Raw genomic sequence first — 14,128 nt, 5'->3', positions numbered from 1 at the left:
TGGCTTTGTGTGGGAGCGGGCTCGCTCGCTCCTACACAGGCCCGTACCTCCAGACCTACCTATAAATAAAAAACCTTGCGGAGCACCCTGATGAACCCGCCAAAGATTTCCTTCTACAACCTGGCCTGGCGCTGGCATTTCTACGCCGGGCTGTTTGTCGCGCCCTTCATGGTGTTGCTGGCAGTGACCGGCATCATCTACCTGTTCAAACCCCAGCTGGACCCGTTGATGTATGGCGACCTGCTCAAGGTCGAGCCCGCCGCGCATGTCCTCAGCGCCGACGAGCAATTGCAGCGCGCCAAGGCCGCCTACCCCCAAGCCGCCCTCAGCAAATACCTGCCACCTGTGGACGCCAGCAGCAGCGCGCAATTTGTCCTGCACAACGCCGGCCACGAACTGACAGTGTTCGTCGACCCCTATCGCGGCAACGTGCTCGGGGAGCAGGACGCGACCTACAACCTGCAAGCCATCGTGCGTGCCCTGCATGGCGAGTTGATGATCGGCACCACTGGCGACCGCCTGATCGAACTCGCGGCGGGCTGGGGTGTGATGCTGGTGGTGTCCGGCCTGTACCTGTGGTGGCCGCGCGGCCGATCGGCCGCCGGGATCCTGTGGCCACGCCTGGGCAGTCGCGGGCGCCTGTTCTGGCGCGACCTGCACGCGGTCACCGGGTTTTGGGGCGCGGCGTTCCTGCTGCTGATGATCCTCAGCGGCCTGACCTGGACCGGCTTCTGGGGCAAGCAATACGCCGACCTTTGGAACCGCTTCCCGGCCGCCATGTGGAACGACGTGCCGCAATCCGACCAGCAAGCCCGCAGCCTCAATACCGCCACGCAACAGACCGTGCCCTGGGCCATGGAAAACACCCCCATGCCGATGTCCGGCGAGCATGCCGAGCACATGCAGCACGGCGGCATGCACCACGGTCCTGCCGCCCCGACAATCAGCCTGCAGCAGCTGGTGGACCTGGCCACCGCACGCCAGGTCGAGCCGGGCTACAGCATCACGTTCCCGACCACAGCCACGGGCGTGTTCACCCTCGCGGTGTTCGCCAACGACCCGCGCAATGATGCGACCCTGCATGTCGACCAATACACCGGCAAGGTCCTGGCCGATGTGCGCTGGGAGCACTACAACACCGTAGCGCGGGTCACCGAGTCCGGGGTGATGCTGCACGAGGGCAAGATGTTCGGCGTGGTCAACCAGATCATTGTGCTGCTGGTGTGCCTGATGATTCTGCTGAGTTCGGTCAGCGGCCTGGTGATCTGGTGGAAGCGCCGGCCACAGGGTGGCCTGGGGGTTCCGCCGTTGCGCCATGACCTGCCGAAGTGGAAAACCGCGATGGTGATCATGCTCGCCCTGGCGATTGTTTTCCCGCTGGTCGGCGCCTCGCTGATCGTGGTCTGGGTATTGGATCGGCTGGTCTTGTCACGCCTGTTCAAGCAACGTGAATCGGCCTCATCTTCTGCATGAGGTAGGCGAGATGCCCTACATAGAGGCGTTATGTAGTCTTACGCGGGCTTTCATCCTCCACGTAAGAAGTGTTAACTTATAACACTTATTGCACTGTCCCCACTCGCCGCGCCCAGCGGCGAGTACCGTCTCGAAGAAGCGATCTGCCGCCCGATGAACAAGTACCTTGCCAGCGGCCTGTGCCTGCTTGCCTTGCACAACAGTGCCCAGGCACTGACCCTGCCCGTCAGCCCCGTGACCGCCCCGGCGGTGGACAGCGCACCGGTCGACCTCAACACCCCGACCACCGCCGGTTCGCGCCTGGGCCTCAGTGCCCTGCAAACCCCCGGCAGTGTCGAAAGCCAGACCGGCGAGCAGATCCGTGAACGCGCTGATGCCAGTGTGCAGGACGCCATCTCCCGCGCCACCGGCATCAGCCGCACCGGCACCCCGGGCGACGGCGGTACCTCGCTGCAGGCTCGGGGTTTTGCCGGCCAGGGCTCAGTGATGCAACTGTATGACGGCAACCGCCTCTACAACGGCATGGGCACCTCGACCTTTCCGGTCGACACCTGGGCCGTCGAGCGCGTGGACGTGCTGCGCGGCCCGGCATCGGTGCTGTATGGCGAAGGTGCCACCGGCGCGGTGGTCAATACCGTCGCGAAAAAGCCCTTTGAGGGCGAGATCGAAAACCACATCCGTCTCGGCTACGGTTCCTATGATCGCCAGCAACAGGCCCTGGACAGTGGCGGCTCGCTGACCGACACCCTGAGCTATCGCCTGAACCTCAATCGCCTGCGCAGCCATGGTTTTATCGACCGTGGCGACTCGGCCAGCGATTTTGCCAGCGGCGCCCTGCGCTGGCAGGCTGCCGACAACCTGAGCTTCACCCTGGCCCACGACTACGGCGACCAGCGCCCGCAGAACTACTTCGGCACACCACTGCTCAACGGCCACTTGCACAAGGGCCTGCGTGACAAGAACTACAACGTCAGCAACGACACCCAGCATTACAACGACCAGTGGACCCGCCTGAGCAGCGAGTGGCAGATCAACGACAGCGTCAGCGCGCGCAACGAGCTGTACTACCTCAAGGCCCAGCGCCGCTGGCAGAACGCCGAGAACTACAATTTCAGTGCCGGGCAACTGACCCGCAGCGGCTTCTACGGCATCAAGCACAACCAGGAACAGGTCGGCGACCGCCAGACCTTTACCTTCAAACACACCCTGTTTGGCCTCGACAGCCAGACCGTGACCGGCGTGGAATACAACCGCATCCGCTTCCGCCTGGCCAGCAACTATCCGTTTACGGATGCAGTGACCGACGGCCAGCCCATTGACCTGAAACACCCGGCCCAAGCACCGTTTGAAAGTGCCACCCCGTTCCTGCCGCTGTTCGCCACCACCACCAAGCAGTTCGCGGGCTTTGCGGAAAACCGCCTGCAACTGACTGACCGGCTCTCGCTGATCACCGGCATCCGTCGCGACTACGTGCACCTGGACCGCGATGAACTGCGCAGCGGTGAACGCAACGACAAGACCCTCACCGGCAACAACTGGAAGGCCGGCCTGGTGTTTACCCTCACCCCGGACACCTCGGTCTACGGCCAGTACGCCACCAGCACCGATGGGGTCGGCGGCCTGATCTCCCTGAGTTCAAGCCAACAGGCGTTCGACCTGTCCACCGCCAAACAGACGGAAATCGGCATCAAGCAAGCCTTCTGGGACCAGCGCGGCGAGTGGACCCTGGCGGCCTACCATATCGTCAAAAAGAAACTGCTGACCGATGTACCGGGCAACCCGCAGTTCAAACAGCAGGTGGGCCAGCAATCCTCCGACGGCCTGGAGGCCAGCCTCGACCTGCAACTGCCCCACGCCTGGCAACTGCAGGCCAATGCGGCCATCGTGCGGGCGCAGTACGACGACTTCCAGCAGGACGTCGGCGGCGTGCAGGTTTCGCGCGACGGCAATCGCCCGGTGGACGTGCCGCGCCGCACCGCCAACCTGTGGCTCAGCAAGGCCGTGACCGACGACATCCGTGCCGGGGCCGGCGTGCGTTATGTGGATGCGCGTTACGCCGACATGGCCAACCGCAATGAGCTGCCCAGCTACACCGTGGTCGACGCCACTGTTTCGTGGAAAGCCCTGCGCAACACGACATTGGGCCTGCAATTGAATAACCTGTTCGACCGCACCTATGCCGTAAGCCAATACAATGACGGCCAGCAATGGATTCTGGGGGAGCCGCGCTCGTTCTTCGTGACGGCGGACTACACCTTCTGACCCCCACCCCGGATCGCTGTTTGACTTGAGATATTTGATGCCCACACTCAACCTTCACCACCTCGCCTGGTCCCCCCTGGGGCATGGCCACTGCCATCACCAGTTCCATCTGCGTGATGCCAGCCTGCAGGTGGGTGCCGGGGAGTTTGTCGGGTTGATCGGGCCCAATGGCAGCGGCAAGACCAGCCTGTTGCGCTGCGCCTACCGCTTCAGCAAACCCGAGCAGGGCGAAGTGCACCTCGATCACCAGAACGTGTGGAAGCAATCCTCGCGCTGGTGCGCCCAGCGCATCGCCGTGGTGCTGCAGGAATTCCCCGATGCCTTCGGCCTGCGGGTCGATGAAGTGGTCGCCATGGGCCGCACTCCGCACAAAGGGCTGTTCGACAGCGATACCCTGCACGACCGCCAATTGATTCAACAGGCCCTCGAGTCCGTCGGCCTGCTGGGCTTTGAAGACCATGCCTTCGCCACCCTGTCCGGCGGTGAAAAGCAGCGCGTGATCCTCGCCCGCGCCCTGGCCCAGCAACCGCAACTGCTGATCCTCGACGAGCCGACCAACCACCTTGACCCGCGCTACCAGCTGGAGCTGCTCAAGCTGGTCAAGCGCCTGCAGATCGGCACCCTGGCCAGCATCCACGACCTGAACCTGGCCGCGGCCTTTTGTGATCGCCTGTACGTGATCAACCATGGCCGCATCGTCGCCAGCGGCACGCCCCACCAAGTACTGACCGTCGAGCTGCTGCGTGAGGTGTTCGGGGTTGATGCCTTGATCGACACCCACCCTTTGTCCGGCTACCCACGAATCACCTGGATAACCCAACCATGATCCTGCGTTCCCTGCTGTGCCTTACCCTGCTGTGCGGTGCAACCCAGGCCTTTGCCGAAGCCACCCGCTACCCGTTGAAGATCCAGAGCTGCAACCGCGAGGTAACCTTCAATCAAGCCCCTGAACACGCGGTCAGCCACGACATCAACATGACCCAGATGATGCTCGCCCTGGGCCTCAAGTCGCGCATGGTCGGCTACAGCGGCGTGACCGGCTGGAAGGCGGTGACCCCGCAAATGGCCACCCTTCTCGACGGCCTGCCGGAGCTGGCGGCCAAGTATCCGTCGGTGGAAACCCTGCTCAATGCCAACGTGGATTTCTTCTTCGCCGGCTGGGACTACGGCATGCGCGTCGGTGGCGACCTCACCCCGCAAACCCTGCAACCGTTGGGCATCAACGTGCTGGAATTGACCGAGTCGTGCGCATTCGTGATGAAGCGCCCGGCTGCGACCCTGGACGACACCTATAACGACCTGCGCAACCTGGGCCGGATCTTCGACGTGCAGGACCGCGCCAATGCCCTGATCGCCCGGATGCAGGCCCAGGTCGGCGCCGTGCAGAAAACCCTGCCCGCCGAACAGCCACGGGTATTTCTCTACGACAGCGGCGAAGACCGCGCCATGACCTCCGGCCGCCTGGGCATGCCCCAGGCGCTGATCGCGGCCGCCGGCGGGCGCAATATCCTCGACGATGTGGATGCCAGCTGGACCCGGGTCAACTGGGAGACCGTCGTCGAGCGTAACCCCCAGGTGATCGTGATCGTCGACTACAGCGAAATCACTGCCGAGCAGAAAATCCAGTTCCTGTTGGATAACCGGGCCCTGCAATCGGTGGATGCGATCAAGCAGCGGCGCTTTATCGTGATCCCCTACGTGCAGGCCACGCCGGGCATCGACAATGTGCTGGCGGTGGAAACCCTGGCCAAGGGGTTCCACGGCCAATGATCGAGCGCCGCTATGCCCTGCTGCTCGCCGCCCTGGGTGCGGTGCTGCTGGTGTCCTGTGTGGTCTCGCTGGGCTTCGGCTCGGCGCGGGTGCCGGTGGACGTGGTGTGGCGGATTCTGTTGCACAAGGCCCTGGGAATCGGCGAAGTGGATTGGTCGGTGGGCCAGGAGCATATCGTCTGGCTGATCCGCGTGCCGCGCATGGTGCTCGGGGCACTGGTGGGCGCCGGCCTGGCGCTGATCGGCGCGGTCTTGCAGGCAGTCACCCGCAACCCGCTGGCCGACCCGCACCTGCTGGGCGTGACCTCGGGCGCCACCCTGGGCGCGGTGATTGTGGTGCTGCATGTCGGCCAGATCATCGGCCTGCTGACCCTGCCCATCGCCGCCTTTATCGGCGCCTTGCTGAGCATGCTGGTGGTGCTGGCGGTAGCCAGTCGCAACGGCCGGCTGGAGAGTGATCGCCTGTTGCTGTGCGGCGTGGCGGTGTCGTTTGTGATGATGGCGGCAGCCAATCTGCTGCTGTTCATGGGCGACCATCGTGCCGCGTCGGCGGTGATGTTCTGGATGCTCGGCGGCCTCGGCCTGGCACGCTGGGAACTGCTGGCGATTCCCAGCGCCACCGTGCTGTTGGGCCTGCTGTTGCTGCTGGGCATGGCCCGCCCACTGAACGCGCTGATGGCCGGCGAGCAGACCGCCGTGACCCTGGGCCTGAATGCCCGCACGGTACGGCTGCGGGTGTTTTTGATTGCCTCGCTGATGACCGGCGTACTGGTGTCGATCAGCGGCTCTATCGGCTTTGTCGGGCTGATGGTGCCGCATATCGCCCGGCGCCTGGTGGGCGCCGAGCACCGGCGCTTATTGCCGGTGTGCGTGCTGGTGGGCAGCCTGTTCCTGGTCTGGGTGGACGTCGCCGCGCGCACCCTGATCGCCCCCGAAGACCTGCCGATAGGCGTAGCCACGGCGGCGATTGGCGGGCTGTTTTTTATTGGCCTGATGCGCAGGCGCTAGGCCTCCTCAACACTCATCGACCGGCGGCGTATCGGCAGGTGACCCTCGCCCTTACAACTCATCGCGGTCGCGTATCCTCAACGCTTCATCCATCTGGATTTCTTCGGTTTGCGTGTCGTCGCGGGTATCGACCTGAGCGTCTGACAGGCGTCCCTCGTACCGCCATAACGCATCCCGCTCCAGTACAAAAAGCTCACCGCTACTGGTCACGCGTTTCAAAAAGACACTGGGCTGAAGACCGGTGCCCAACACCATGACCTCCTCTTCCATCCTGGAAAAACTCGGGATGTATTTGAGGAGCGCCCCTTCGCGAACCGACAGATAAACGCTGGCTGGCCGTTGCGCATGGGCACGTACCACGCGCAGATAGAATCCGAGGAGGGTCGGGCCGACAAAGTTATTGATCAGCCTCTGTTCCTTGGGATCACTGCTTTGAGTAGACGGCATGCTTTTATAGACAAGCTGGGCAGCGACCACTTCATAGCGCGACGGGAACACGGGTAACGGCACCGGGCGGCCCACCGGCTGTACCAGAGGCTGTACCGGCCCGTCGGGCCCCGTGTAGAAAAGTGCCAGTTGCTGCGCCGTATCGAGCCCGGCCGCCAATGGTTGCGTTCCGACAAACGAGGTGCGCGTGGGGTTGCCCAATACGGCGGCCAGGTACTCCCGCCCCCGATACGGCGCGAGCCTGCGATGGATGGCGCGCGCTGCATCGTCGGCAAGGGAAAAGAGCGGGCCACAAGCCTGCCAGGTTGCAAAAAAGCCTTCCCCCGTACCGGGTCGCCAATCGGCGGCGACCCGCACAGTGCCGGACCAGACACGGCCCTCGATCAATATATCCAGATTGCCTCGGGCAATCAGGCTGCGCACGTAGTCGAGCATGCGGGCGCCCCCCTGCAGTAGCTGCAAACGCAGGGTCTGTAGCGTGCTCAGGGTGTCCAGTTGCTCATCAGTGCCAAGGTACTGATACCTGAGCAGCGCGCCGTCCAGGCACGACAGGTAAAACGTTAGTTTTTTGTCCTTGAGCCCGTGAATGGAGAAGCGTATCCCCGTATCAATATCCGAGGGCAGAAAGAACGCCTGATGCAACGGGTCATCCTCCGCTGTCAGAACCTCCCGGGTAGCACAGAGGTAGAAACCTTCGAGCGTATAGCCCTGGGGAAACAGGCCCTGGGGGAAAACCTGGTTGTAGTCGCGATAGCTCTGGCGCACCAGCGGCAGACTGACCATGTAATGCCCCGATCTGTGCGACTTGAAGATGTAGCCGAACTGCAGGCTTTCGCCGTGCCTGCAGTGCTCATGGGCATAGCGCACGGCATCCTGTTCCTGAGTGAAGACCGGGCTGAACGGCGGATCGGCCAGCGAGTTCCTGATCAATAACGGCTCAGGTCGGTCGAGGTTGGCAATGAACGGGGTGCTGATCCTGCGGGGCAGACCCCACACCTGGCTCCCCTCCACGACCCGCAATACACCGGCCTGGCCCAACCGGGAAACAAACTCGACCGGGGTCAGCGTGCCATCGCGCATCTGGCGCTCGACAAGGTTATCCAACAGTTCCGCCCGTTCGAGCTTCAACGGCAGCAAGGCCTTTTTCAGCTCATCCTCCAGGACTGTATGGCTTCGGGTGTAACTGAGCACACAGCCGTCACTGCCCAATAGATACTCACGGGTCAGGCGCGTGTCCGGGGACTGCAACGATGAACTGATCACCCGGGTGGAGAGCATGTTGCGATAGACGTTTTTTTGCGTGACCTCCAGAGCAAACGGCAACTCCCGCACCGGGCTGGTGCGGTAGCGCGCGACAATCGTGTGTCCCGCCGGAAAGCCCCCGGAGGCGACCACTTCATCCGGCAGGATCCACTTGGGATCGAAATCTTCCCGAGGCACCCTCAACGGTTCGGTCGCCACGAACAGGCCGTCAGAGCGTTTGAGGATCACCCCCCCCATCCCTCCGTTATCGTGATTGCTCAGCTGCGAGCGCACATGCCGCACCGCATCATCCTGCTCCTGGAAAGCCGGCCCCAGGCGACGACGGATAAAGTTCCTGTAGGGCCGCCATAACACAGCGTTTTCGCTCACCGGGCCCCGTCGGTCCCAGCACTGGCTGCTGTACAACACCCGCAAGTCTCCGGCCTTGGCAATCAGCGAAATATAGCGGCGGGTATCCAGGGAGCCATTGCGCAGGCTCATGCCCTGGATCGTCACACCGTCCCCGCCACTACTCTGCTTGAGCAATGACGAAGCCTGGGGCTGATACCGCAGCAAGGCCCCGTCCAACGTCGAAAAATACACCGGCAGCACGGGAGTGGTGGAAGACCGCGGTAAATTCCGGGCATCCTCTTCAGCACGCAACAACACCTCGGGCGTGACAAAAAAACTCGTCAGCCAGGCCTCTGTCGTGGATAGCCCCACGGGCAGCCATTGCTGTGAATACAGCAGGCCCACCAGGACAAACCCCTTGGCGAAATCGCCACCGGCCAGATACCCGGCGCCTCGGGTGGAATCACTCAACCAACGCCCGTCCGGCTTGACCGGCAACAGTTCACTGACCACGAATTCATCGCGTTGTGGGTGTTTGAGGATGTAGGCCGCCCCTCCCTGGGCATCCAGGTTCCTGCCGTACCAGCGAACGTGGGCGTTGAGTGCCGCCGCGTCCTGGCTGTTGAAAATCGCACCAAACGCCGGGGCTTGCAGAGCCACTTCGGCGTACTCGAAGTTGGGCGTCCAGTCGTTGTAGACCTTGCCACGCGGCCCCCACAACTGGCTGCGAATCAGCACCTGCAGATTGCCCGCCTCCGCCAGGCGGCTGACAATGTCCACGGGCTTGAGCTTGCCGCTTTCCAACCGTTCGAAATACCCATGCTGGCCCGGCTCGCGGGTGGTGTTGTTGAGCACCAGCAATTCATTGGCCGAGCCACTGGGGGTGTAGCCGATCAGGTTGTTCGGCGACCCGCTCAGATAGGCCGGCTGCCGGGACTCGATCACCGAGCGGATCTCCCTGTCCGAGAACATCGTGATATTCACCTCCAGGTCGGCAAGGGTCCAGCCAAGACGCCGCTGGCGCCCCAGGTCACTCAAGGACAAAGCCGCATGGGACGCGTAGCGGGCATGAATTTCATAACCCGCCGGGGGCACCAGCAAGCCACTGCCCTGTGTCGGCAGCAGCAGGTCGGAGGCAAAGCCGTCACCGTGGATGCTCACCGGATCAGTGAACACAAACCGCCCGTCGGTCTTCTTGAGGAGGTAGCCACCCAGAGCGGTCCCACGGCGAAAGCCGATCTTCTCGTGGGCATGGCGTGCGGCGTCATCGGCCGTCAGGAACGAGGCACTGAGCACCATGGCGCCCGAGCCCAACGGCAGTTGCTCAAGGTCATGCATCGGCCCCAGGACGTTCCATAACCCGCCCTGCTGAAGCACCACCAACTCCCCAGCGCGGATGACCCGGCGCACGAACTCGCGCGGGGTCAGCGAGCCATCGAGCAAGGCGGCCTGGTTGCCGTTGTCGGTTACTGCCTGGCCCGCCACGCTGAACAGTTCGTTGGCGGTCTGCGCACTCGGCACCTGCCAATGCAGCAGCGCGTTGTCGGCGGTCTGCAGATACAGCTTGAACCCCAGTCCGGCGATTTGCAGGCCGAAGGTGGCGATGGCCTGAGTCATGGCGTCCACCCACAGCGCCGGGCTGGCAAAGCGCTTGTACAACCAGGCTTCGCTGGCCGGCAATTGCCCGGGCTCGAAGCGCGGTGCGTTCCGGTAGACGCCGACCACCCGATAGTTAGAGAGCAGTTTCGGCTGACCGTCGGCGCGGGTCGGGAACAGGCTTGCCAGGGTCGAGCCCGCCGCCACCGGTAACGTCGCGACATACGACGAGCGGGTCTGATGCTTGAGGACAAACCCCTGGTATGCAGCAGGCGGCAGCGAGTCGAGATTATTCAGGGCGATCAGCGCCGCCACATGCCCCATGCCGGCGACCGGCGTAAAGAACGGCTGTTCCTGCACACTGCCGGCGGGGGCGACCGGGTTGCCGAGACGCCAGCCTCTGGATATCCGACCGCGAGCACCGCCCCAGACACGATTGGGCAAAACCACCCGCAGGTCTCCAACATCCGCAAAGCCCCAGATGGCCCCTTCAAAGTCAGTGAATGGCTCGATCTCCAGCTCGCCGGTCAGTTGCTTGAGCAGCTTCTGCTCCGCTGCCGAGCCGCTGCTCATGTACTTGAGCAAAGAGCCCTCCGGCCCCGAGAGATAGTGGGCCGGGGCGAACTCGCGGTTACCGATGATAAACGCCTGGTCGGCCGACGAGAAAAAGCTGATAAACACCCTGACCTGGTCGGCGGAAAACTGTTCGTGCAGCTGTTGTTCCCCAGCGGAGCCTGCCGGATGCGAATGGTAGAAGGCGTGGCAGTCATAGGGCGACGGTGCAATGAAGTAGTCATGCTCGTCGGTGGCCATGATGGTGCGGAAATCAAACTGAATGGACGCACCGGCCACCGGTTCAGTGGCGAAATAACGCCCGCCCTGTTTCAGTACCGCGCCGCCATACTCCTTGTCACGCCGCTCGCCGATCCGATTGTGGGCCCAGCGGGCAGCATCGTCGGCTGTGGCAAAAGGCGGGCTCAAGACGGGCTTGGGAATCAACGAACAAGCACGCCAGTGCCCATCGACCGGGCCAACCTTGTCCCAGATCTTCCCTGCCCGGATCACCGCCAAATGCCCGGCCGCTGCCACGCGCAGTACAAAATCCCGCGGCCGCAACGTGCCGGCAAGCAGCGCCGAATCAATCTGGTTATCCACCACCCGACCGCTGGGCGCGACGCGAAAAAGCTCCGTCTCAGCCGCCGAAAACCCACAGGTGTATCGCAACAACGCGCCATCGTTGAGGTTGCGATAGAACCACAGCTGGCGCCCCGGCCCCAGTAAATCCGTGGCCTGGTGCCCCTGATAAAGCTGGGTCGCCAGCTCAAGCGGAGTAAAGAAGTTACGGTACAGCCAGGGTTCCAGGGCGGCGAGCCGCACTGGCGTCGGGGTTTTTCCCAGATAGACCCCGACCCAATGAAAATGGTCGTGCACCACGCGCTTGCCATCCGGGGTGCGCGGGAAGAGCTGTTGAACCGACAGCGCCGGTGCGCCATCGGCCTGGGGTTCGCTCAGCACATAGTCTTCTTTGTCGACGTGCTTGAGGATAAACACCGGCCGTGTCCGCTGGGGGCTGCGCGCCTGCAGCACCGCCAACGCAGCCGTCAGTCCCGCCTGGACAGGCCCGCAGGCAGGCAGGTCGTAGGTGTGTGAGGCAAAGGGTGAATACGCCTGCCACTGCTTGGGAACGGTGCCCACCGAACCGCCCCACAAGGGACTGGACACCACAAAGGACAGTTGGCTGACACTGAGCACCTTCTTGATAAGGCTTTCCGGTTTGTTGTCGGGGATCCCGTCCTCATGATTGAAGTGCAGCTTTTGATCAAGCCAGACCCCGAAACGGCGCTCCTCTTCCGAGCCGCTGGTGACATGCTTGAGCAGCGCGCCGTCGGGAGCGGACAGATAGGACGCAGAGAAAAAACCGCGCTCCAGAATATTGATGGCCAGATCAATGTCCGAAAAAAAGCCGTTCAGCGCCCGGACCTGACGATCGGAAAACTGCGGATTATTGGCTTCGAACTCATCGAACAGATCGGGGTGAGAGTGGTAGTCGGCCACACACCGATAGCCTTCCGGGGCCAGGTACTGCCCATTGCTGTCGACTTTCAGTACCTTCCAGTGATCGAAACTATTGCGCTCCCCGGCGATGGGCTCGGTGGAATGAAAGTAACCATCCGCCAGGCTCTCCAGAATCACTCCGCCGTACTCCACATCCCGCCGCCGACCAATCTGCTGATGAGCATAACGAGCCGCATCATCCATGCTGGCAAAGGCCGGCCCCACTGGCGGCAGCACCGCATCTGACTGCAAACCGCCCCCGAACCAGCCGCGTTTAGGTCGCTCCATGACATCCCCTCCAATTGGATAATCGCTGTGGCCAGACGCTGGCCACACAACCAGCCAAATAATCACCGCTGCGGCCAGGCAGGGGGCGCTAGATAGTTATCTGCCGCCGCGCCCTGCCCTATTCGGGCGCGCGTCACGCACCAGCATGCAAAACAGGCCCTCACTTGGTGCAGCGTGCCTTGCCCACCCAGTCGATAGCCCCTGCAACCGCGCGGTGCAGGCACTAGGCACAGCCTTTGCAAACGCTCCAGCAATGCCCCTATCTGCCCTCATGAAAATAATCAGTTCTGGAGATCGCACCATGAAGCGTCGCAGCTTGATCAAGGCTTTCACTCTGTCGGCATCCATTGCCGCCATGGGCCTGACCTGGACCGTCCAGGCCGCCGAGACCATCAAGGTCGGCATCCTGCATTCGCTGTCCGGGACCATGGCCATTTCCGAAACGTCCCTCAAGGACATGGCGCTGATGACCATCGACGAGATCAACGCCAAGGGCGGAGTGAACGGCAAGATGCTCGAAGCGGTGGTGGTCGACCCGGCCTCCAACTGGCCGCTGTTCGCCGAGAAGGGCCGACAGTTGCTGACCCAGGACAAGGTCGCGGTGGTGTTCGGCTGCTGGACCTCGGTGTCGCGTAAATCGGTGCTGCCGGTGTTCGAAGAACTCAACGGCCTGCTGTTCTACCCGGTGCAATACGAAGGCGAAGAGATGTCGCCCAACGTGTTCTACACCGGCGCCGCGCCGAACCAGCAGGCGATCCCGGCGGTGGAATACCTGATGAGCGAAGAAGGCGGCAGCGCCAAGCGTTTCTTCCTGCTGGGCACCGACTACGTGTACCCGCGCACCACCAACAAGATCCTGCGTGCGTTCCTGCATTCCAAAGGCGTGGCCGACAAGGACATCGAAGAGGTCTACACCCCGTTCGGCCATAGCGATTACCAGACCATCGTGGCCAACATCAAAAAGTTCTCGGCGGGCGGCAAGACCGCCGTGGTCTCCACGGTCAATGGCGACTCCAACGTGCCGTTCTACAAGGAACTGGCCAACCAGGGCCTGAAGGCCACCGAGGTGCCGGTGGTGGCGTTCTCGGTGGGCGAAGAAGAACTGCGCGGCATCGACACCAAGCCGCTGGTGGGCAACCTGGCGGCGTGGAACTACTTCCAGTCGGTAGAAAACCCGGTCAACGCCAAGTTCGTCGCCGACTGGAAAGCCTACGCCAAGAAACACAACCTGCCGGGCGCCGATAAAGCGGTGACCAACGACCCGATGGAAGCCACCTACGTCGGCATCCATATGTGGGCGCAGGCCGCTGAGAAAGCCAAGTCCACCGACGTCGACAAGGTGCGCGAAGCCCTGGCCGGCCAGACTTTTGCGGCACCGTCGGGCTACACCCTGACCATGGACAAGACCAACCACCACCTGCATAAGCCGGTGATGATTGGCGAGATCCAGTCCGACGGCCAGTTCTCGGTGGTGTGGCAGACCGAAGGGCCGATCCGTGCCCAGCCGTGGAGCCCGTACATCCCTGGCAATGACAAGAAGCCGGATCACGCGGTGAAGAGCAACTAAACCGCACCACAGATCAAATGTGGGAGCAGGTCGAATCGCCGCTCCCACATAAACCTAGTCCGCGCATGAC

At 62.8% G+C, this 14,128-nt stretch carries 7 protein-coding genes; 6 read left to right on the top strand and 1 reads right to left on the bottom strand.

The genetic code is table 11. The features are described 5' to 3' along the window. Positions 1-90 precede the first annotated feature (90 nt). The 5 genes from PSH80_RS02740 (at position 91) to PSH80_RS02720 (ending at position 6,512) form a co-directional block, all read left to right on the top strand. On the top strand, positions 91-1,473 hold the full coding sequence (locus PSH80_RS02740) for a PepSY domain-containing protein (protein WP_057958196.1): 1,383 nt from the start codon (positions 91-93) through the stop codon (positions 1,471-1,473). 153 nt (positions 1,474-1,626) lie between these two features. Next, entirely contained in the window at positions 1,627-3,735 is a 2,109-nt protein-coding gene (locus PSH80_RS02735; RefSeq protein ID WP_057958195.1) for a TonB-dependent siderophore receptor, read from the top strand. A 37-nt stretch (positions 3,736-3,772) separates the two neighbouring features. Continuing rightward, on the top strand, positions 3,773-4,561 hold the full coding sequence (locus tag PSH80_RS02730; RefSeq protein ID WP_057437525.1) for an ABC transporter ATP-binding protein: 789 nt from the start codon (positions 3,773-3,775) through the stop codon (positions 4,559-4,561). Beyond that, complete coding sequence (locus tag PSH80_RS02725) at positions 4,558-5,505, top strand: ABC transporter substrate-binding protein (RefSeq protein ID WP_170044487.1); 948 nt, start codon at positions 4,558-4,560, stop codon at positions 5,503-5,505. The genes PSH80_RS02730 and PSH80_RS02725 overlap by 4 nt, the downstream gene beginning before the upstream one ends. Then, positions 5,502-6,512 carry an iron ABC transporter permease gene (locus PSH80_RS02720; protein ID WP_057958193.1) on the top strand — a complete coding sequence of 337 codons (1,011 nt, stop codon included), beginning with the start codon at positions 5,502-5,504 and terminating at the stop codon, positions 6,510-6,512. Before PSH80_RS02725 ends, PSH80_RS02720 begins: the two co-directional genes overlap by 4 nt. Before the next feature lie 51 nt (positions 6,513-6,563). Here PSH80_RS02720 and PSH80_RS02715 read toward each other — a convergent pair whose 3' ends face one another. Further along, the gene (locus PSH80_RS02715) at positions 6,564-12,491 is read right to left on the bottom strand and encodes a DUF4329 domain-containing protein (RefSeq protein ID WP_305419092.1); all 5,928 of its coding nucleotides are present in this window, start codon (positions 12,489-12,491) and stop codon (positions 6,564-6,566) included. Positions 12,492-12,792: 301 nt separating this feature from the next. On the opposite strand from PSH80_RS02715, the gene urtA reads away from it, so the two are divergent. Next, a complete protein-coding gene (gene urtA, locus PSH80_RS02710) occupies positions 12,793-14,058 on the top strand; it encodes an urea ABC transporter substrate-binding protein (RefSeq protein WP_057437515.1) in 1,266 nt (421 codons plus the stop codon). The last annotated feature ends 70 nt before the right edge of the window (positions 14,059-14,128 follow it).

This window comes from Pseudomonas sp. FP818 (genome assembly GCF_030687335.1).
Lineage (GTDB): Bacteria > Pseudomonadota > Gammaproteobacteria > Pseudomonadales > Pseudomonadaceae > Aquipseudomonas > Aquipseudomonas shahriarae.
Note: the sequence above shows the minus strand (reverse complement) of the source record. Positions and strands in the feature narration are given on the sequence as shown.

Excerpts from the sequence above, each read along its gene's own strand:
- urtA (WP_057437515.1), top strand. The coding sequence starts at position 12,793 with ATGAAGCGTCGCAGCTTGATCAAGGCTTTCACTCTGTCGGCATCCATT.
- PSH80_RS02715 (WP_305419092.1), bottom strand. The coding sequence starts at position 12,491 with ATGGAGCGACCTAAACGCGGCTGGTTCGGGGGCGGTTTGCAGTCAGAT.
- PSH80_RS02730 (WP_057437525.1), top strand. The coding sequence starts at position 3,773 with ATGCCCACACTCAACCTTCACCACCTCGCCTGGTCCCCCCTGGGGCAT.
- PSH80_RS02720 (WP_057958193.1), top strand. The coding sequence starts at position 5,502 with ATGATCGAGCGCCGCTATGCCCTGCTGCTCGCCGCCCTGGGTGCGGTG.
- PSH80_RS02725 (WP_170044487.1), top strand. The coding sequence starts at position 4,558 with ATGATCCTGCGTTCCCTGCTGTGCCTTACCCTGCTGTGCGGTGCAACC.
- PSH80_RS02735 (WP_057958195.1), top strand. The coding sequence starts at position 1,627 with ATGAACAAGTACCTTGCCAGCGGCCTGTGCCTGCTTGCCTTGCACAAC.
- PSH80_RS02740 (WP_057958196.1), top strand. The coding sequence starts at position 91 with ATGAACCCGCCAAAGATTTCCTTCTACAACCTGGCCTGGCGCTGGCAT.